This is a genomic window from Pseudomonas sp. PK-RTE-24 (assembly GCF_054052265.1).
In genome coordinates this window covers 384,478-404,329 of the sequence record NZ_CM133224.1, presented here as the reverse complement: position 1 = coordinate 404,329, position 19,852 = coordinate 384,478, and the positions used below count along the sequence as shown (strand labels likewise).

Below are 19,852 nucleotides of genomic sequence, written 5' to 3'. Positions count from 1 at the left end.
GCCGTTACAGGCTGGCAATCCGCGCGTGCTGCTCGGCCAGTTTGCCCAGGGCCTGTTCGGCCTCGGCCAGTTTGGCGCGTTCCTTCTCGATGACTTCGGCCGGGGCCTTGTCGACGAAACCGGCGTTGGACAGCTTGCCGCCAACCCGCTGGACTTCGCCCTGCAAACGCAGGATTTCCTTGTCCAGACGCGCCAGTTCGGCGCCCTTGTCGATCAGACCGGCCATCGGCACCAGCACTTCCATCTCGCCGACCAGTGCGGTGGCGGACAGCGGTGCTTCTTCGCCAGCGGCGAGTACGGTGATCGATTCCAGGCGCGCCAGCTTCTTCAGCAGCGCTTCGTTCTCGGTCAGGCGGCGCTGGTCGTCAGCGCTGACGTTCTTCAGGAAGATCGGCAGTGGCTTGCCCGGGCCGATGTTCATCTCGCCACGAATGTTGCGCGTGCCGAGCATCAGTTCCTTGAGCCATTCGATGTCGTTTTCCGCCGCCGGATCGATGCGCTCTTCGTTGGCCACCGGCCAAGGCTGCAACATGATCGTCTTGCCCTGGATGCCGGCCAGCGGCGCGATGCGCTGCCAGATTTCTTCAGTGATGAACGGCATGAACGGATGCGCCAGACGCAGCGCCACTTCCAGCACGCGTACCAGCGTCCGGCGAGTGCCGCGCTGACGTTCGACCGGTGCGTTCTCGTCCCACAGCACAGGCTTGGACAGTTCCAGATACCAGTCGCAGTACTGGTTCCAGATGAACTCGTACAGCGCTTGCGCGGCGAGGTCGAAACGGAACTGATCCAGTTGGCGGGTCACTTCGGCTTCGGTGCGTTGCAGCTGCGAGATGATCCAGCGATCAGCCAGCGACAGCTCGCAGGCTTCGCCGTTCTGGCCGCAGTCTTCGCCCTTGTCCAGAACGTAACGCGCGGCGTTCCAGATCTTGTTGCAGAAGTTGCGATAGCCTTCGACGCGACCCATGTCGAACTTGATGTCGCGACCGGTCGAGGCCAGCGAGCAGAACGTGAAGCGCAGGGCGTCGGTGCCGTAGCTTTCGATGCCGTTGGCGAACTCTTCGCGGGTGGCTTTCTCGATCTTCTTCGCCAGTTTCGGTTGCATCAGGCCCGAGGTGCGCTTCTGCACCAGGGTTTCCAAATCGATGCCGTCGATGATGTCCAGCGGGTCAAGGACGTTGCCCTTGGACTTGGACATCTTCTGGCCTTGGCCGTCGCGCACCAGACCGTGTACGTAAACGGTCTTGAACGGAACCTGCGGCGTGCCGTCTTCGTTCTTCATCAGGTGCATGGTCATCATGATCATCCGGGCAACCCAGAAGAAGATGATGTCGAAACCGGTGACCAGCACGTCGGTGGAGTGGAATTTCTTCAGGAACTCGGTCTGCTCAGGCCAGCCCAGGGTCGAGAAGGTCCACAGGCCGGAACTGAACCAGGTGTCGAGTACGTCGTTGTCCTGTTGCAGCGCAACGTCCGGGCCGAGGTTGTGCTTGGCACGGACTTCGGCTTCGTCGCGACCGACGTAGACCTTGCCCGACTCGTCGTACCAGGCCGGAATCCGGTGGCCCCACCACAGCTGACGGCTGATGCACCAGTCCTGGATGTCGCGCATCCACGAGAAGTACATGTTTTCGTACTGCTTGGGCACGAACTGGATGCGACCGTCTTCAACGGCAGCAATCGCCGGCTCGGCCAGCGGCTTGGTCGATACGTACCACTGGTCGGTCAGCCACGGCTCGATGACCGTGCCGGAGCGATCGCCTTTCGGCGTTTTCAGATTGTGATCGTTGACACTCACCAGCAGGCCGGCGGCGTCGAACGCGGCAACGATCTGCTTGCGCGCTTCGAAACGTTCCAGGCCAGCGAACTCGGCCGGAATCTTGCCGTCGATGCTCTCGTTCAGCGTGCCGTCGAGGTTGAACACCTGAGCGGCAGGCAGCACGTTGGCGTTCTTGTCGAAGATGTTCAGCAGCGGCAGGTTGTGGCGCTTGCCGACTTCGTAGTCGTTGAAATCGTGGGCCGGGGTGATTTTCACGCAGCCGGTGCCGAATTCAGGGTCGCAATAATCGTCGGCGATGATCGGGATGCGGCGGCCAACCAGTGGCAGCTCGACGAATTTGCCGATCAGCGCTTTGTAGCGTTCGTCGTTCGGGTTAACCGCGACGGCGGAGTCACCGAGCATGGTTTCCGGACGGGTGGTGGCGACGATCAGGAAGTCATCGCCCTCGGCGGTTTTTACACCATCGGCCAATGGGTATTTCAGGTTCCACAGGAAGCCTTTCTCTTCGTGGTTTTCCACTTCGAGGTCGGAAATCGCCGTGTGCAGTTTGGTGTCCCAGTTGACCAGACGCTTGCCGCGGTAGATCAGGCCGTCTTCATGCAGGCGCACGAAAGCTTCCTTGACCGCTTCCGAGAGGCCGTCGTCCATGGTGAAGCGCTCGCGGCTCCAGTCGACGGACGAGCCGAGGCGACGGATCTGCCGGCTGATGTTGCCGCCGGACTGATCTTTCCATTCCCAGACTTTTTCGAGAAATTTTTCCCGGCCCAGATCGTGACGATTCTGGCCCTGGGCTTCGAGCTGACGCTCCACCAGCATCTGCGTGGCGATACCGGCATGGTCGGTGCCCGGTTGCCACAGGGTGTCGCGACCCTGCATGCGGCGGAAACGGATCAACGCGTCCATGATCGCGTTGTTGAAACCGTGACCCATGTGCAGGCTGCCGGTGACGTTCGGCGGCGGGATCATGATGGTGTAGGACTCGCCCGCGCCTTGCGGGGCGAAGTAGTTCTCGGACTCCCAGGTCTTGTACCAGGAAGTTTCAATGGCGTGCGGCTGGTAGGTCTTATCCATGCGCGGCGGGACCCTATTGGCATTTATTCAGGAAAAGCCGGGAAGTATAGCGGGGCGTGGTGCCGAGGGCGAGCGGGGGAGGTCGGGCGGAGATCTAAATGTAGGAGCTGCCGAAGGCTGCGATCTTTTGATCTTGTTTTTTGTGAAAGCAAAGTCAAAAGATCGCAGCCTTCGGTAGCTCCTACACCAGCGGCTTATTCGTACTGGCTGAGCAGCCGCTCCATCCGCGCATCCAGGCGACGTTTGATTTCGGTTTCGATGTGCGGGGCGAAGTCGTCGATCACGTCTTGCATGATCAATTGCGCGGCGGCGCGCAGTTCGCTGTCCAGGTGCAGCAAGGCATCCGGGCCTTTATCGACCGGTGCGGCAGCCGGGGCCGCCGGCGGCGCTGGTGGCGGCTCGACGGCCGCCGGCTGATTGCCGACGGAATCGAACAGCATCGGAATCTGTTCCTGTTCGCCGTCATCGACCGTATCGGTCAAGAGCGGCGGTTGCAGGTTGTCATCGCCGAGCAACTGGCGGATCGATTCAAGATCGTCCAGCAGATGTGCGGACTTCTGTTGCGGTTTCGGAGTGTCCATTGGAATGCTCAGAGTCGCTGTAAACGGTGGTCTTGCAGAGAATAGCCCTGTTCGCGGTAGAAACGGAAACTCTCCCGCGCCGCCGCTCGGATGGTCGGATCTTCCACCACCACTTCCGCCACGCGGGCAAATTTGCTGGCGAAGGCCGGGACTTTCAGGTCGAGATTGACCAGCAGATCCTGATGTTCCCCGCAGTCTTCGCCCAGTCCCAGCACGATCAAACCGTCCGGTTCGCTGTCGGCAGGGCCGTGAGGCACGAAACTTTCGCCCTTGAATGCCCACAGCCGCGCATCGAGATCGTCACGTTGGGCCGCATCGCTGCAATGCAGGTAGATGCGATGGCCCATGCGCCAGGCTTTCTCGGTGAGCTTGCAGGCGAAATCCAGACGCGCTGAAGGATCGGCGCTGGGCAGGATATAGAAGTCGACTTTGGTCATTGCGGTTCCAGAGCGGCAAGCGGCGTCACCCGAAAGTGACGCCGCCGCCCATCAGCGGTGTCAGGCTTTGGCGCGATCGAGCAGGTACTGGGTCAGCAGCGGAACCGGACGGCCAGTGGCGCCCTTGTCCTTGCCGCCGCTGGTCCATGCCGTGCCGGCGATGTCCAGGTGCGCCCAGTTGAGGTTCTTGGTGAAGCGCGACAGGAAGCAGGCGGCGGTGATGGTGCCGGCCTTCGGCCCGCCGATGTTGGCGATGTCGGCGAATGGGCTGTCCAGCTGCTCTTGATACTCGTCGAACAGCGGCAGTTGCCAGGCGCGGTCGTCGGCAGCCTTGCCGGCGCTGAGCAATTGCTCGATCAGTTCGTCGTTGTTGCCCAGCAGGCCGGACGTGTGTGCGCCCAGGGCCACCACGCAAGCACCGGTCAGGGTGGCGATGTCGATCACCGCTTGTGGCTTGAAGCGCTCGGCGTAGGTCAGCGCATCGCACAGCACCAGACGGCCTTCGGCGTCGGTGTTGAGGATTTCCACGGTCTGGCCGCTCATGGTGGTGACGATATCGCCCGGGCGCGACGCGTTGCCGCTCGGCATGTTCTCGGCGCAGGCGAGGATGCACACCAGATTGATCGGCAGTTTCAGCTCAAGCACGGCGCGCAATGTGCCGAACACGGAGGCAGCGCCGCCCATGTCGTACTTCATCTCGTCCATGCCGGCGCCCGGCTTCAGGCTGATGCCGCCGGTGTCGAAGGTGATGCCCTTGCCGACCAGCGCGTATGGCTTCTCGGATTTCTTGCCGCCGTTGTATTGCATGACGATCAGGCGCGGCGGCTGGGCGCTGCCCTGGCCCACGGCGTAGAACGAGCCCATGCCGAGGGATTTGATCTTCTTCTCGTCGAGTACTTCGACTTTCAGATCCTTGAACTCTTTGCCCAGGTTCTTGGCTTGTTCGCCCATGAAGGTCGGGTGGCAGATGTTCGGTGGCAGGTTGCCCAGATCGCGGGTGAAGGCCATGCCGTTGGCGATGGCGGTGGCGTGGTTCACGGCGCGCTGCACTTCGGCTTGCGCAGCCTTGATGGTCAGCAGGGTGATTTTCTTCAGCGCGCGAGGTTCGGCTTTCTGGCTCTTGAACTGGTCGAAGGTGTAGCCGCCATCGACCAGGGTTTCTGCCAGCAGGCGAGTCTTGCCGTAGCTGTCGCGACCTTTGACGATGACTTCATCCAGCGCCAGTACGGCATCGCCGCCGCCCAGGCCTTTGAGGGTGTTGAGGATGCCGGCAACGATTTTGCGGAACGGACGGTCGCCCAGTTCCTCGTCCTTGCCCACGCCGACCAGCAACACGCGCTCGGCTTTCAGGTTCGGCAGGCTGTGCAGCAGCAGGCTTTGACCGACCTTGCCGGCCAGGTCGCCACGCTTGAGCACGGCGCTGATGGCACCACCGCTCGACTCGTCGACCAGTCTGGCGGCGACACCGAGTTTGCGGCCTTCGCCGACGGCAACCACCAGGGTGGCGGTTTTCAACGTTTCTGGGCTAACGCTTTTTACAACCAGTTCCATGTCCGGATCCCTGAATGAATGGTCAACACGCAGGCGTTCGACGCTGTTCGCAGTCGCCTGCTTATAGATAGAAGAGGCGCAGGCCAAAGCCTGCGACAAGGGCCGCAGTTTGAACCTCGCTCCCCGCGCCTGACAACCCTCAGCAAAGGATTACAGAGATGGATGAGTGTGCGCAGTGACAGGCGCACCCAATCACAGGATAATGCCGCATCTTTTTTCGACCGCTCTGCATGGCGGGCCGGTCGATGTGTTTGCTTGTTTGGCCGCCTTAGCCTGACAACCCTGGAGTGTCTGGTTTGATCGTCTTCCGTTATCTGTCCCGCGAAGTCCTGTTGACCCTCAGCGCCGTAAGTGCCGTGCTGCTGGTCATCATCATGAGCGGTCGCTTCATCAAATACCTGGCGCAGGCTGCGGCCGGTCAGCTCGATCCGGGCTCGCTGTTCCTGATCATGGGCTTTCGTCTGCCGGGTTTCCTGCAACTGATTCTGCCGCTGGGCCTGTTCCTCGGGATCCTGCTGGCCTACGGTCGCCTGTACCTTGAAAGCGAAATGACCGTGCTCTCGGCCACTGGCATGAGCCAGCAGAAGCTGTTTCGCATGACCCTGTTTCCGGCGACGCTGGTGGCACTGGTGGTCGCGTGGCTGAGCCTCGGCCTGGCTCCGCAGGGCGCCAACCAGTTTCAGCTGCTGCTGAACAAGCAGGACGCGCTGACCGAGTTCGATACCCTCGAGCCGGGCCGCTTCCAGGCCCTGCGTGATGGCACTCGGGTGACCTACACCGAAACCCTGAGCGACGATCGCGTCAATCTCGGCAGCGTGTTCATCTCGCAGAAGAACCTCGGTGCCGATAAGAAGGACCGCGGGATTTCCGTACTGGTGGCCGAGTCGGGCCGTCAGGAAATCCGCCCCGATGGCAATCGCTACCTGATTCTCGACAACGGCTATCGTTATGACGGCAGCCCCGGGCAGGCCGATTACCGCGCCATCCATTACGAAACCTACGGCGTGCTGCTGCCCAAGCCGGACGTCAGCGAAGAAGTCACCGATCGCGATGCGATGCCGACGTCGTCCCTGTGGGGCAGCGACGACATTCGTTCGAAAACCGAGCTGCAATGGCGCATGTCCCTGCCACTGCTGGTGTTCATCGTGACCCTGATGGCGGTGCCGCTGTCGCGGGTGAATCCGCGTCAGGGGCGTTTCCTGAAGCTGCTGCCGGCGATTCTTCTTTATATGGCTTACCTGACCATCCTGATTGCCGCTCGCGGCGCCCTTGAAAAAGGCAAGATCCCGCCGGCCCTCGGCCTGTGGTGGGTGCACGCGATCTTCCTGGTGATCGGCCTCGGCCTGCTTTATTGGGAGCCGCTGCGCCTGAAGCTGGCCAGCCGTCGCAGCGCCGCGCTGGAGGTGGCCCGTGGTTAAACTCGACCGCTACATCGGCAGCAGCGTATTCATGGCGATCATCGCCGTGCTGGCGATCATCCTCGGCCTGGCGACGCTGTTTGCCTTCATCGATGAAATGGGCGACGTCAGCGACACCTACACCCTGGTCGACGTGCTCGGTTTTGTATTGCTGACCGCACCGCGCCGGCTGTATGAAATGTTGCCGATGGCCGCATTGATCGGCTGCCTCATCGGTCTCGGCAGTCTGGCCAGCAGCAGTGAGCTGACGGTCATGCGCGCTGCTGGCGTGTCGATCGGCCGCATTGTCTGGGCTGTGATGAAGCCGATGCTGGTGCTGATGCTCGCCGGCGTGCTGATTGGCGAATACGTCGCCCCGGCCACCGAAAGCATGGCCCAGGCCAATCGCTCGCTGGCCCAGGGCAGTGGCGATGCGCAAAGCGCCAAGCACGGTATGTGGCACCGTCAGGGTGAAGAATTTATCCACATCAACGCGGTTCAGCCGAACGGTCTGTTGTACGGCGTGACGCGCTATCACTTCGACAAGGAGCGCCATCTGCTCAGCTCCAGCTTCGCCAAAAAGGCTGAGTTTGACGGCACCAAGTGGCAGCTCACCGACGTTGCCACCACGCTGTTCCACGAGCGCAGCACTGAGGTCGTCAATGCCCCGAGCGAGGAGTGGGACGTGGCGTTGAGCCCGCAGCTGCTCAGCACCGTGGTCATGGCGCCGGAATCGCTGTCGATCAGCGGTCTGTGGGGCTACATCCACTATCTGGCCGAGCAGGGCCTGAGCAATGGCCGTTACTGGCTGGCATTTTGGGTCAAGGTGTTGCAGCCGCTGGTGACCGCCGCGCTGGTGCTGATGGCGATCTCGTTCATCTTCGGCCCGCTGCGTTCGGTGACCCTCGGTCAGCGTGTTTTCACCGGCGTGCTGGTGGGCTTCACCTTCCGCATCGTCCAGGATCTGCTGGGGCCATCGAGTCTGGTGTTCGGATTCTCGCCGTTGTTTGCGGTGCTGGTGCCGGCCGGCGTGTGTGCGCTGGCAGGTGTCTGGCTGCTCAGGCGCGCGGGCTGATGAACAAGCTTTCATTCAGCGCTTGAACCCTGAAAACGCCTCGGTCGCCAGACCGGGGCGTTTTTGCATGCGATCCGGGTGACAGGCGAACGTGACGCTTGCGCCGTGTATCAGGTACAATTCCCGGCTATTTTTCGGCGGGCCAAGCCTGCAGCCTTTTTGAGTGTTGATCCGTGAGTGATTTGAGTCATATCCGCAATTTCTCCATCATCGCCCACATTGACCATGGCAAGTCGACGCTGGCTGACCGTTTCATCCAGATGTGCGGCGGCCTGGCCGAGCGTGAAATGGAAGCCCAGGTACTGGATTCCATGGATCTTGAGCGTGAACGCGGGATCACCATCAAGGCCCACAGCGTTACCCTCTATTACAAAGCCAAAGACGGCATCACCTACCAGCTGAACTTCATTGACACCCCGGGCCACGTCGACTTCACCTACGAAGTCAGCCGTTCCCTGGCTGCGTGCGAAGGTGCCTTGCTGGTGGTCGATGCGGGGCAGGGCGTCGAAGCCCAGTCCGTGGCCAACTGCTACACCGCCATCGAGCAGGGCCTGGAGGTCATGCCGGTACTGAACAAGATCGACCTGCCCCAGGCCGAGCCGGATCGCGTCAAGGACGAGATCGAGAAGATCATCGGCATCGACGCTACCGACGCCGTCACCTGCAGCGCCAAGACCGGCCTGGGTGTCGACGAAGTGCTCGAGCGTCTGGTGCACACCATTCCTGCGCCGACCGGCAACATCGAAGATCCGCTGCAAGCGTTGATCATCGACTCCTGGTTCGACAACTACCTGGGCGTTGTTTCCCTGGTACGCGTGCGCCACGGCCGTGTGAAGAAGGGCGACAAGATTCTGGTCAAGTCCACCGGCAAGGTGCACCTGGTCGACAGCGTCGGCGTGTTCAACCCGAAACACACCGCCACCGTTGATCTGAAGGCCGGCGAAGTGGGCTTCATCATCGCCAGCATCAAGGACATTCACGGTGCACCGGTCGGTGACACCCTGACCCTGAGCTCCACCCCTGATGTGCCGGTGCTGCCGGGCTTCAAACGCATTCAGCCACAGGTTTACGCCGGTCTGTTCCCGGTCAGTTCCGACGACTTCGAGGATTTCCGCGAAGCGCTGCAGAAGCTGACCCTTAACGACTCGTCGCTGCAGTACACCCCGGAAAGCTCCGACGCCCTGGGCTTCGGCTTCCGTTGCGGCTTCCTCGGCATGCTGCACATGGAGATCATTCAGGAGCGCCTCGAGCGCGAATACGACCTGGACCTGATCACCACCGCGCCGACAGTAATTTTCGAACTGGTGTTGAAAACCGGTGAAACGATTTACGTCGACAACCCGTCGAAGCTTCCGGATGTGTCGGCGATCGAGGACATGCGCGAGCCAATCGTGCGCGCCAATATTCTCGTGCCGCAGGAACATTTGGGCAACGTCATCACCCTGTGCATCGAGAAACGCGGTGTTCAGGTCGACATGCTGTTCCTCGGCAATCAGGTGCAAGTCACCTACGACCTGCCGATGAACGAAGTGGTCCTGGACTTCTTCGACCGTCTCAAATCCACCAGCCGCGGCTATGCTTCGCTGGACTACCATTTCGATCGTTACCAATCGGCTAATCTGGTGAAACTGGACGTGCTGATCAACGGCGACAAGGTCGATGCCCTGGCATTGATCGTGCACCGTGACAATTCGCACTTCAAAGGTCGCCAGTTGACCGAGAAGATGAAAGAACTGATTCCTCGTCAGATGTTCGACGTGGCGATTCAGGCCGCCATCGGTGGTCAGATCGTGGCCCGGACAACCGTCAAGGCGCTCAGAAAGAACGTATTGGCCAAATGCTACGGCGGTGACGTCAGTCGTAAGAAGAAGCTGCTCGAGAAGCAGAAGGCCGGTAAGAAACGCATGAAACAGGTCGGCAACGTGGAAATTCCACAGGAAGCCTTCCTCGCCGTGCTCAGGTTGGAATAATCAGGTCCTATGTCGCTAAATTTCCCGCTGTTGCTGGTCATCGCCGTGTTCGTCTGCGGCCTGTTGGCGTTGATTGATCTGCTGTTCCTGGCACCGCGTCGGCGGGCTGCCATTGCCTCTTATCAAGGCAGTGTCAGCCAACCCGAGCCTGTGGTGGTCGAGAAGCTGAACAAAGAGCCGCTGCTGGTCGAATACGGCAAGTCGTTCTTTCCGGTGCTGTTCATCGTGCTGGTGCTGCGTTCGTTCCTGGTGGAGCCGTTCCAGATTCCGTCCGGCTCGATGAAACCGACCCTGGACGTCGGCGACTTCATTCTGGTGAACAAGTTTTCCTACGGCATCCGTCTGCCGGTGATCGACAAGAAGATCATCGAAGTCGGTGACCCGCAGCGCGGCGATGTGATGGTGTTCCGCTACCCGAGCGACCCGAACGTCAACTACATCAAGCGTGTGGTGGGCCTGCCGGGTGACACGGTGCGTTACACCGCCGACAAGCGTCTGTTCGTCAACGGTGAGTCGATCGCCGAGAAGATGGCCGGCGCCGAAGCAGGTTCGCTGGGCAGCGCGGAGCTCTATCAGGAAAAACTCGGCGCAGCCGAGCACCTGATCCGCAAGGAAATGAGCCGCTACCGCGCCACTCCGGACCGTTCGTGGACAGTGCCTGCCGGGCACTACTTCATGATGGGCGACAACCGCGACAATTCGAACGACAGCCGCTACTGGGATGATCCGAACATTCCCAAGGATCTGCTGGGCATGGTTCCCGACAAGAATATTGTCGGCAAGGCCTTCGCGGTCTGGATGAGCTGGCCAGAGCCGAAACTCAGCCACCTGCCGAATTTCTCGCGGGTCGGCCTGATCAAGTAATCAAACACGGCGCTGTTGACCACAGCGCCGAATGCATTTCTGGAGCCGGCACAATCGGCTTCGCAATCGCCAGGATCTATTTTTTGAACACAGCGTTAATTGTCCCAGGCCTGCGCCGTACCCCGGCGATGGCAGTGGAAACCAGCCACGAACTCAGCGTGGGTAAACCGTGAGCGTTTCTCTAAGCCGTCTCGAGCGCCAGCTCGGCTACACCTTCAAGGACCAGGAGCTGATGCTGCTGGCCCTCACGCACCGCAGTTTTGCCGGGCGCAACAACGAGCGTCTGGAATTCCTCGGTGATGCCATCCTCAACTTCGTCGCTGGCGAGGCGCTGTTCGATCGCTTCCCGCTGGCCCGCGAAGGCCAGTTGTCGCGTTTGCGCGCGCGGCTGGTAAAAGGTGAGACGCTGGCCGTACTGGCTCGCGGTTTCGACCTCGGCGATTATCTGCGCCTGGGTTCGGGGGAACTGAAGAGCGGTGGTTTCCGCCGTGAATCGATTCTCGCCGATGCCCTCGAAGCTCTGATCGGTGCGATCTACCTCGATGCCGGCATGGACGTCGCCCGCGAGCGCGTACTGGCGTGGCTGGCCGGCGAATTCGAAGGCCTGACGCTGGTCGACACCAACAAGGATCCGAAAACCCGCTTGCAGGAACACCTGCAATCGCGCGGTTGCGAACTGCCACGCTACGAAGTGGTGGATATTCAGGGCGAACCGCACTGCCGTACCTTCTTCGTCGAGTGCGAAGTGGTCTTATTGAATGAAAAAAGCCGAGGTCAGGGTGTGAGCCGTCGTATTGCCGAACAGGTAGCGGCCGCCGCAGCACTGATTGCCCTGGGCGTGGAGAATGGCAATGACTGATACAAACGCAACTCGCTGTGGCTACGTTGCCATCGTCGGCCGTCCCAACGTCGGCAAGTCGACGCTGCTCAACCACATCCTCGGGCAGAAGCTCGCGATCACCTCGCGCAAGCCGCAGACTACTCGCCACAACATGCTCGGCATCAAGACCGAGGGCGACGTGCAGGCGATCTACGTCGACACCCCGGGCATGCACAAGGGTGGCGAAAAGGCCCTGAACCGTTACATGAACAAAACCGCTTCGGCGGCGTTGAAAGACGTTGACGTGGTGATCTTCGTTGTCGACCGCACCAAGTGGACCGACGAAGACCAGATGGTGCTCGAGCGTGTGCAATACGTGACCGGCCCGCTGATCGTCGCGCTGAACAAGACCGATCGCATCGAAGACAAAGCCGAGCTGATGCCGCACCTGAGCTGGTTGCAGGAACAGCTGCCAAACGCCCAGATCATCCCGATTTCCGCGCAGCACGGGCACAATCTCGAAGCGCTGGAAAAGGTCATCGCCGATCACTTGCCGGAGAATGATCACTTCTTCCCGGAAGACCAGATCACCGACCGCAGCAGCCGTTTCCTTGCCGCCGAACTGGTGCGCGAGAAAATCATGCGCCAGATGGGTGCCGAGCTGCCGTACCAGATCACCGTCGAAATCGAAGAATTCAAGCAGCAGGGCAAGACCCTGCACATCCACGCGCTGATTCTCGTCGAGCGTGACGGCCAGAAGAAAATCATCATTGGCGACAAGGGCGAGCGCATCAAGCGCATTGGCACCGAAGCGCGCAAGGACATGGAGCTGCTGTTCGACTCCAAGATCATGCTCAACCTGTGGGTCAAGGTGAAGGGCGGCTGGTCCGATGACGAGCGCGCGCTGCGTTCGCTGGGTTATGGCGATCTGTAAGAAGCGATCTCGAAAACACCGCTACTCACTGTGGGAGCGAGCCTGCTCGCGAAGAGGATGTAACACTCAGCATTGATGTTGACTGTCACTCCGCTTTCGCGAGCAGGCTCGCTCCCACAGTGGTTTTGGGTTGTATGTAAAACCGCGTTTCTTCATCGAGAACTCAATGTCGCAAAACCCGCCTCCCGCCCAACCCGCCTATGTCCTGCATTCGCGCGCCTATCGCGAAACCAGCGCACTGGTCGATTTCCTCACGCCGCAAGGTCGGCTGCGGGCGGTGTTGCGCAGTGCGCGGGGCAAGGCCGGGACGCTGGCGCGGCCGTTCGTGGCGCTGGAGGTCGAGTTTCGTGGCAAGGGCGAGCTGAAGAATGTCGGGCGCATGGAGAGTTCTGGCACCTCTGCGTGGCTCAACGGCGAGGCGCTGTTCAGCGGCCTCTATCTCAACGAGCTGTTGATTCGGCTGTTGCCTGCCGAGGATCCGCATCCTGCAGTATTTGATCATTACGCCGCGACCTTGCTGGCGCTGGCCGAAGGTCGACCGCTGGAGCCATTGTTGCGCTCCTTTGAATGGCGTCTGCTGGATGATCTCGGCTACGGCTTCTCCATGAACACCGATATGCACGGCGAGCCTGTCGCGCCTGACGGTCTCTATCGCCTGCAAGTCGATGCCGGTCTCGAAAGGGTGTATCTGCTGCAGCCAGGCCTGTTCAACGGTACCGAGCTGCTGGCCATGGCCGAAGCCGACTGGTCGGCGCCCGGTGCGCTGTCGGCGGCCAAGCGTCTGATGCGCCAGGCGCTGGCGGTGCATTTGGGCGGGCGTCCGCTTGTCAGTCGCGAGCTGTTTCGCAAGCCCTGATATGCTGTGCGCCGAACCTTTCAATTCAGGAGCGCATCCGTGACCAGCAGCAATCGCATTCTTCTCGGCGTGAACATCGACCACGTCGCCACCTTGCGTCAGGCCCGTGGCACGCGCTACCCGGATCCGGTCAAAGCGGCGCTGGATGCAGAAGAGGCGGGCGCCGATGGCATCACCGTGCACCTGCGCGAAGATCGCCGTCACATCCAGGAGCGCGACGTGTTGCTGCTCAAGGATGTGCTGCAAACCCGCATGAACTTCGAAATGGGTGTCACCGAAGAAATGATGGCGTTCGCCGAGCGCATTCGCCCGGCGCATATCTGCCTGGTCCCGGAAACCCGTCAGGAGCTGACCACCGAAGGCGGTCTGGATGTAGCGGGGCAGGAGGAGCGCATCAGGGCTGCGGTCGAGCGTTTGTCGAAGATCGGCAGCGAAGTGTCGCTGTTCATCGACGCCGACGAGCGCCAGATCGCCGCCTCCAAGCGCATCGGTGCACCGGCCATCGAGCTGCACACCGGGCGTTACGCCGATGCCGAAACCCCGACTGAAGTGGCAGAAGAGCTCAAACGCGTCGCTGATGGCGTGGCGTTTGGACTGGCGCAGGGCCTGATCGTCAATGCCGGGCACGGCCTGCATTACCACAACGTCGAGGCCGTGGCGGCGATCAAAGGCATCAACGAACTGAACATCGGCCACGCGCTGGTGGCGCATGCGTTGTTCGTGGGCTTCAAGTCCGCCGTATCGGAAATGAAAGCGCTGATTCTGGCTGCTGCTCTCAAGGGCTAAGATCAAAAGATTGCAGCCTTCGGCAGCTCCTACAGGTGTACACATAACCCTGTAGGAGCTGCCGAAGGCTGCGATCTTTTGCTTTAAAGAGGGGCGGGCTCTTGCGCCGGTTTCGACTTGTCGATCGCCGGCACATGCAGGTTGCCCTCGGCCACCTGATCGCCCTCAAGCTGCGGCTGGGTCACCCAAGTCAGGATGTCGTAGTAGCGACGGATGTTCGCCACGAAGTGCACCGGTTCGCCACCGCGGGCGTAACCGTAGCGGGTCTTGCTGTACCACTGCTTCTGCGAGAGGCGCGGCAGGATCTTTTTCACGTCCAGCCACTTGTCCGGATTCAAGCCTTCCTTCGCCGCCAGTTTGCGCGCGTCATCCAGATGACCGCTGCCGACGTTGTACGCCGCCAGGGCGAACCAGGTGCGATCCGGTTCCTGGATCGAATCGTCGAGCTGATCTTTCATATAAGCCAGGTACTTGGCACCGCCCATAATGCTCTGCTTGGGATCGAGGCGGTTCGACACGCCCATCGCCTGCGCGGTGTTCTGGGTCAGCATCATCAGACCGCGCACGCCGGTTTTCGAGGTCACCGTCGGCTGCCACAGGGATTCCTGATAACCGATGGCGGCCAGCAGGCGCCAGTCGACTTTCTCTTTCTTCGCGTAGTTCTTGAAGTGCTGTTCGTATTTCGGCAGGCGCTGCTGCAAGTGCTGGGCGAAGGTGGTGGCGCCCATGTAGCCAAGCACATCAACGTGGCCGTAGTAGCGGTCCTTCAGGCGTTGCAGGGTGCCGTTTTTCTGCACCTTGTCCAGATAGGCGTTGATTTCATTGAGCAGGCTGTTGTCTTCGCCCGGGCCCACCGCCCAGCTCTGGCTGCGCGCGTCGCCGAGGTCGAAGGCCACGCGGATGTTGGTGAAGTACACCTGATTCATCGCCACTTCGTTGGAGTCGACCAGGGTCAGGTCAATCTGGCCTTCATCGACCATGCGCAGCAGATCGACCACTTCAACGGCGTCGGATTCTTCGTATTCGATGCCGGGATATTTCTGTTTCAGCGCGGCCAGTTGTTCGGCGTGGGTGCTGCCCTTGAGCACGGTGATCTTCTTGCCGACCAGATCCGCCGGATCTGTAGGGCGCGACTGGCCGTTGCGGTAGATGATCTGCGGGGTGACTTCGAGGTAGGAGTGGGAGAACCGCACCTGCTTCTTGCGTTCATCGCTGCTGACCAGACCGGCGGCCGCGAGTACCGGGCCGTTCGGCTTGCCGACCTGGTTGAACAGGTCATCGAGATTGTCGGCCGTCTCGATCTTCAGCTCGACGCCCAAATCGTCGGCGAAGCGCTTCACCAGCTCGTATTCGAAGCCGGTTTCACCGCTGCGATCCTGAAAGTAGGTGGCGGGGCTGTTGCGGGTAACCACGCGCAGCACACCATCCTCCTTTACGCGCTCGAGTGTGTTGGGTTTATCAACACAGCCACCGAGCATCAGGAAGAGTCCGGTTGCGATCAGCCATTTGGCGTATCGCGGACGCAAAGCCGTTGGGAAAAACATCTGCGCAGTATACGCAAACGGCCACGAGCGCCATATCTCGACAGCGTAGGACTAGTCTGCTAGCGATCACAAATCCGAGCGAAATCCCTTGAATACGGGCCTTCAGGGCATTTTGTTACAGTAAAAATAAGCCATGCTGAAACGCTCGATTTACCTGACCCCGAAGGCAGAAACACAGATTGCTACCCGAGTGCAACCGTGCGTAGCGTTTCGGGTGATGTTGAGGTCGGTTTAGGCTAGAATGCACGGCCTCAAAGCACACCCCTTCCCGAGGCTGTCCCGAAGATGTTGATCCTGCGCGGCGCTCCTGCCCTTTCTGCCTTTCGCCACAGCAAACTCCTTGAGCAACTGAGCCAGAAGGTTCCAGCTGTCAGTGGCCTGTATGCTGAATTCGCTCACTTCGCCGAAGTCACCGGCGTCCTGACCGGCGACGAACAGCAGGTGCTAGCGCGCCTTCTGAAGTACGGCCCAAGTGTTCCGGTTCAAGAGCCGACCGGTCGTCTGTTTCTGGTGTTGCCGCGTTTCGGCACCATCTCGCCGTGGTCGAGCAAGGCCAGCGACATCGCCCGCAACTGCGGCCTGAGCAAGATCCAGCGCCTGGAACGCGGTATCGCCTTCTATGTTGCAGGGCAGTTCAGCGAAGCCGAAGCCCAGCTGATTTCGGACGCGCTGCATGACCGCATGACCCAGATCGTGCTGGCCAACCTCGAGCAGGCCGCCGGACTGTTCAGCCACGCCGAGCCGAAGCCGCTGACCGCCATCGACATCCTCGGTGGCGGCCGCGCCGCGCTGGAAAAGGCCAACACCGAGCTGGGCCTGGCCCTGGCCGAAGACGAGATCGACTATCTGGTCAACGCCTTCAACGGTCTGAAGCGCAACCCGCACGACATCGAACTGATGATGTTTGCCCAGGCCAACTCCGAGCACTGCCGCCACAAGATCTTCAACGCCAGTTGGGACATTGACGGCCAGAGCCAGGAAAAAAGCCTGTTCGGCATGATCAAGAACACCTATCAGATGCACAGCGAAGGCGTGCTGTCCGCTTACAAGGACAACGCTTCGGTGATTGTCGGCAACGTTGCCGGCCGCTTCTTCCCGAACCCTGAAACCCGCCAGTACGGCGCGGTGCAGGAGCCGGTGCACATCCTGATGAAGGTTGAAACCCATAACCACCCGACCGCGATTGCCCCGTTCCCGGGCGCATCCACCGGTTCCGGTGGCGAGATCCGTGACGAAGGTGCAACCGGTCGCGGCGCCAAGCCCAAGGCCGGCCTCACCGGTTTCACCGTATCGAACCTGCAGATCCCGGGCTTCGAACAGCCGTGGGAAGTGCCGTACGGCAAGCCTGAGCGCATCGTCACCGCGCTGGACATCATGATCGAAGGCCCGCTCGGCGGCGCTGCGTTCAACAACGAATTCGGCCGTCCGGCGCTGACCGGCTACTTCCGTACCTTCGAACAGTCGATCACCACTCCACACGGTGACGAAGTGCGTGGTTACCACAAGCCGATCATGCTCGCTGGCGGCATGGGCAACATCCGTGAAGAACACGTCAAGAAAGGCGAGATTCTGGTCGGCTCCAAGCTGATCGTGCTCGGCGGCCCGGCGATGTTGATCGGTCTCGGTGGCGGCGCGGCTTCGTCGATGGCCACCGGCACCAGCTCGGCGGATCTGGATTTTGCTTCCGTGCAGCGTGAAAACCCTGAAATGGAGCGTCGCTGCCAGGAAGTCATCGACCGTTGCTGGCAGCTCGGCGACAAGAACCCGATCAGCTTCATCCATGACGTTGGCGCGGGCGGTCTGTCCAACGCCTTCCCGGAACTGGTCAACGACGGCGATCGCGGTGGCCGTTTCGAACTGCGCAACATTCCAAACGACGAGCCGGGTATGGCCCCGCACGAAATCTGGTCCAACGAATCCCAGGAACGTTACGTGCTGGCAGTCGGCCCGGAAGACTTCGAGCGCTTCCAGGCGATCTGCGAACGCGAGCGTTGCCCGTTTGCCGTGGTCGGGGAAGCCACTGCCGAACCGCAGCTTACTGTCACGGATAGCCACTTCGGCAACAACCCGGTGGACATGCCGCTGGAAGTGTTGCTGGGCAAGGCGCCGCGCATGCACCGTTCGGTGGTTCGCGAAGCCGAGCTGGGCGATGACTTCGATCCGTCGAACCTCGACATCAGCGAGTCCATCGAACGCGTTCTGCATCATCCGGCCGTGGCCAGCAAAAGCTTCCTGATCACCATCGGCGACCGCACCATCACTGGCCTCGTCGCCCGTGACCAGATGGTCGGCCCATGGCAAGTGCCGGTGGCCGACGTTGCCGTCACCGCCACCAGTTTCGACGTCTACACCGGTGAAGCCATGGCGATGGGCGAGCGTACTCCGCTGGCTCTGCTGGACGCGCCGGCATCGGGCCGCATGGCCATCGGCGAAACCATCACCAACATTGCCGCCTCGCGCATCAACAAGCTCTCCGACATCAAACTGTCGGCGAACTGGATGTCGGCGGCCGGTCACCCGGGCGAAGACGCGCGTTTGTATGACACCGTGAAAGCGGTCGGCATGGAGCTGTGCCCTGAGCTGGGCATCACCATTCCGGTGGGCAAGGACTCGATGTCCATGGCCACGCGCTGGAATGACAACGGCGAAGACAAGACCGTCACTTCGCCGATGTCGCTGATCGTGACCGGTTTCGCGCCAGTGGCTGACATTCGTCAGACCCTGACCCCGGAACTGCGCATGGACAAGGGCACCACCGACCTGATCCTGATCGACCTCGGTCGCGGCCAGAACCGCATGGGTGCATCGATCCTCGCGCAGGTCCACGGCAAACTCGGCAAGCATGCGCCGGACGTCGATGACGCTGAAGACCTGAAAGCCTTCTTCGCAGTGATCCAGGGCCTCAATGCCGACGGTCACCTGCTGGCCTACCACGACCGTTCCGACGGTGGTCTGCTGACCTCCGTGGTGGAAATGGCCTTCGCCGGCCACTGCGGTCTGAGCCTGAACCTGGACAGCGTTGCCGAATCCGCTTCGGAAATCGCCGCGATCCTGTTCAACGAAGAACTCGGCGCAGTGATCCAGGTTCGCCAGGACGCCACCCCGGACATCCTCGCGCAGTTCAGCGCCGCCGGTCTGGGCGACTGCGTGTCGGTGATCGGTCAGCCGATCAACAATGGCCAGATCAACATCACCTTCAACGGTGACACCGTGTTCGAAGGCCAGCGTCGTCTGCTGCAACGTCAGTGGGCCGAAACCAGCTACCAGATCCAGCGTCTGCGCGACAACGCCGACTGCGCCGAGCAGGAATTCGACGCGCTGCTGGAAGAAGACAACCCGGGCCTGAGCGTCAAGCTCAGCTACGACGTCAATCAGGACATCGCCGCGCCTTACATCAAGAAAGGCATTCGCCCACAGGTTGCCGTGCTGCGTGAGCAGGGCGTCAACGGTCAGGTGGAAATGGCCGCCGCATTCGACCGCGCCGGTTTCAGCGCGATCGACGTGCACATGAGCGATATCCTCGCCGGTCGTGTCGACCTCAACGAGTTCAAAGGCCTGGTGGCCTGCGGCGGTTTCTCCTACGGCGACGTGCTCGGCGCCGGTGAAGGCTGGGCCAAGTCGGCGCTGTTCAACAGCCGCGCCCGCGATGCGTTCCAGGGCTTCTTCGAGCGTAACGACAGCTTCACGCTGGGCGTGTGCAACGGTTGCCAGATGATGTCCAACCTGCACGAGCTGATCCCGGGCAGCGAGTTCTGGCCGCACTTCGTGCGCAACCGCTCCGAGCAGTTCGAAGCGCGGGTGGCGATGGTGCAGATCCAGGAATCGAACTCGATCTTCCTGCAGGGCATGGCCGGTTCGCGCATGCCGATCGCTATCGCCCACGGTGAAGGTCATGCCGAGTTCGCCAGCGAAGAAGCACTGCTGGAAGCCGATCTGTCCGGTTGCGTGGCGATGCGTTTTGTCGACAACCACGGCAAGGTCACCGAAGCCTACCCGGCCAACCCGAACGGCTCGCCGCGCGGGATCACCGGTCTGACCAGCCGTGACGGTCGCGTGACGATCATGATGCCGCACCCGGAGCGTGTGTTCCGCGCGGTGCAGAACTCGTGGCGTTCGGAAGACTGGACCGAGGATGCTCCTTGGATGCGCATGTTCCGTAATGCGCGCGTCTGGGTGAACTAAGGCC

The 19,852-nt window shown here is 61.1% G+C and carries 14 protein-coding genes; 9 read left to right on the top strand and 5 right to left on the bottom strand.

What is annotated here, in order from left to right:
• Positions 1-4: 4 nt before the first annotated feature.
• The 4 genes from ACV8MC_RS01840 to ACV8MC_RS01825 all read right to left on the bottom strand — a co-directional run bounded on the left by ACV8MC_RS01840 (position 5) and on the right by ACV8MC_RS01825 (position 5,420).
• Positions 5-2,851: a valine--tRNA ligase gene (locus ACV8MC_RS01840; protein ID WP_457264285.1), complete on the bottom strand. Its 2,847-nt coding sequence runs from the start codon at positions 2,849-2,851 to the stop codon at positions 5-7.
• A gap of 194 nt (positions 2,852-3,045) precedes the next feature.
• Entirely contained in the window at positions 3,046-3,432 is a 387-nt protein-coding gene (locus tag ACV8MC_RS01835; protein ID WP_056783087.1) for a hypothetical protein, read from the bottom strand.
• An 8-nt stretch (positions 3,433-3,440) separates the two neighbouring features.
• Positions 3,441-3,869, bottom strand: coding sequence for a DNA polymerase III subunit chi (locus tag ACV8MC_RS01830; RefSeq protein WP_125918303.1), 429 nt, complete (start codon positions 3,867-3,869; stop codon positions 3,441-3,443).
• Positions 3,870-3,929: 60 nt separating this feature from the next.
• Positions 3,930-5,420 (bottom strand): leucyl aminopeptidase, encoded by a 1,491-nt coding sequence (locus ACV8MC_RS01825; protein ID WP_016771567.1) that lies wholly within the window; start codon positions 5,418-5,420, stop codon positions 3,930-3,932.
• Between the two features lie 296 nt (positions 5,421-5,716).
• Between ACV8MC_RS01825 and lptF the strand changes: the two genes are divergently transcribed.
• From lptF to pdxJ, 8 genes are all read left to right on the top strand, one after another.
• Entirely contained in the window at positions 5,717-6,838 is a 1,122-nt protein-coding gene (lptF, locus tag ACV8MC_RS01820) for an LPS export ABC transporter permease LptF (RefSeq protein WP_016771566.1), read from the top strand.
• A complete protein-coding gene (lptG, locus tag ACV8MC_RS01815) occupies positions 6,831-7,892 on the top strand; it encodes an LPS export ABC transporter permease LptG (protein WP_073473630.1) in 1,062 nt (353 codons plus the stop codon). The genes lptF and lptG overlap by 8 nt, the downstream gene beginning before the upstream one ends.
• A 173-nt stretch (positions 7,893-8,065) precedes the next feature.
• Positions 8,066-9,862, top strand: coding sequence for a translation elongation factor 4 (gene lepA / locus ACV8MC_RS01810; RefSeq protein WP_016771564.1), 1,797 nt, complete (start codon positions 8,066-8,068; stop codon positions 9,860-9,862).
• 9 nt (positions 9,863-9,871) lie between these two features.
• Positions 9,872-10,726 (top strand): signal peptidase I, encoded by an 855-nt coding sequence (lepB, locus tag ACV8MC_RS01805; protein WP_056783094.1) that lies wholly within the window; start codon positions 9,872-9,874, stop codon positions 10,724-10,726.
• A 169-nt stretch (positions 10,727-10,895) separates the two neighbouring features.
• On the top strand, positions 10,896-11,585 hold the full coding sequence (gene rnc / locus ACV8MC_RS01800) for a ribonuclease III (RefSeq protein ID WP_024011703.1): 690 nt from the start codon (positions 10,896-10,898) through the stop codon (positions 11,583-11,585).
• The gene (gene era, locus ACV8MC_RS01795) at positions 11,578-12,480 is read left to right on the top strand and encodes a GTPase Era (RefSeq protein ID WP_016771562.1); all 903 of its coding nucleotides are present in this window, start codon (positions 11,578-11,580) and stop codon (positions 12,478-12,480) included. Before rnc ends, era begins: the two co-directional genes overlap by 8 nt.
• Before the next feature lie 166 nt (positions 12,481-12,646).
• Entirely contained in the window at positions 12,647-13,336 is a 690-nt protein-coding gene (gene recO / locus ACV8MC_RS01790; protein WP_016771561.1) for a DNA repair protein RecO, read from the top strand.
• A 39-nt stretch (positions 13,337-13,375) separates the two neighbouring features.
• Positions 13,376-14,122 carry a pyridoxine 5'-phosphate synthase gene (gene pdxJ / locus ACV8MC_RS01785; protein ID WP_095180437.1) on the top strand — a complete coding sequence of 249 codons (747 nt, stop codon included), beginning with the start codon at positions 13,376-13,378 and terminating at the stop codon, positions 14,120-14,122.
• 83 nt (positions 14,123-14,205) lie between these two features.
• Here the strand turns inward: pdxJ and mltF are convergent, their stop codons facing one another.
• Entirely contained in the window at positions 14,206-15,666 is a 1,461-nt protein-coding gene (mltF, locus tag ACV8MC_RS01780) for a membrane-bound lytic murein transglycosylase MltF (RefSeq protein WP_081932530.1), read from the bottom strand.
• Positions 15,667-15,951: 285 nt separating this feature from the next.
• On the opposite strand from mltF, the gene purL reads away from it, so the two are divergent.
• A complete protein-coding gene (gene purL / locus ACV8MC_RS01775) occupies positions 15,952-19,848 on the top strand; it encodes a phosphoribosylformylglycinamidine synthase (protein WP_457264279.1) in 3,897 nt (1,298 codons plus the stop codon).
• Positions 19,849-19,852: the final 4 nt, after the last annotated feature.

Coding starts and splice junctions, on each gene's coding strand:
- ACV8MC_RS01840 (WP_457264285.1), bottom strand. CDS start 2,851: ATGGATAAGACCTACCAGCCGCACGCCATTGAAACTTCCTGGTACAAG.
- ACV8MC_RS01835 (WP_056783087.1), bottom strand. CDS start 3,432: ATGGACACTCCGAAACCGCAACAGAAGTCCGCACATCTGCTGGACGAT.
- ACV8MC_RS01830 (WP_125918303.1), bottom strand. CDS start 3,869: ATGACCAAAGTCGACTTCTATATCCTGCCCAGCGCCGATCCTTCAGCG.
- ACV8MC_RS01825 (WP_016771567.1), bottom strand. CDS start 5,420: ATGGAACTGGTTGTAAAAAGCGTTAGCCCAGAAACGTTGAAAACCGCC.
- lepB (WP_056783094.1), top strand. CDS start 9,872: ATGTCGCTAAATTTCCCGCTGTTGCTGGTCATCGCCGTGTTCGTCTGC.
- era (WP_016771562.1), top strand. CDS start 11,578: ATGACTGATACAAACGCAACTCGCTGTGGCTACGTTGCCATCGTCGGC.
- recO (WP_016771561.1), top strand. CDS start 12,647: ATGTCGCAAAACCCGCCTCCCGCCCAACCCGCCTATGTCCTGCATTCG.
- mltF (WP_081932530.1), bottom strand. CDS start 15,666: ATGTTTTTCCCAACGGCTTTGCGTCCGCGATACGCCAAATGGCTGATC.
- purL (WP_457264279.1), top strand. CDS start 15,952: ATGTTGATCCTGCGCGGCGCTCCTGCCCTTTCTGCCTTTCGCCACAGC.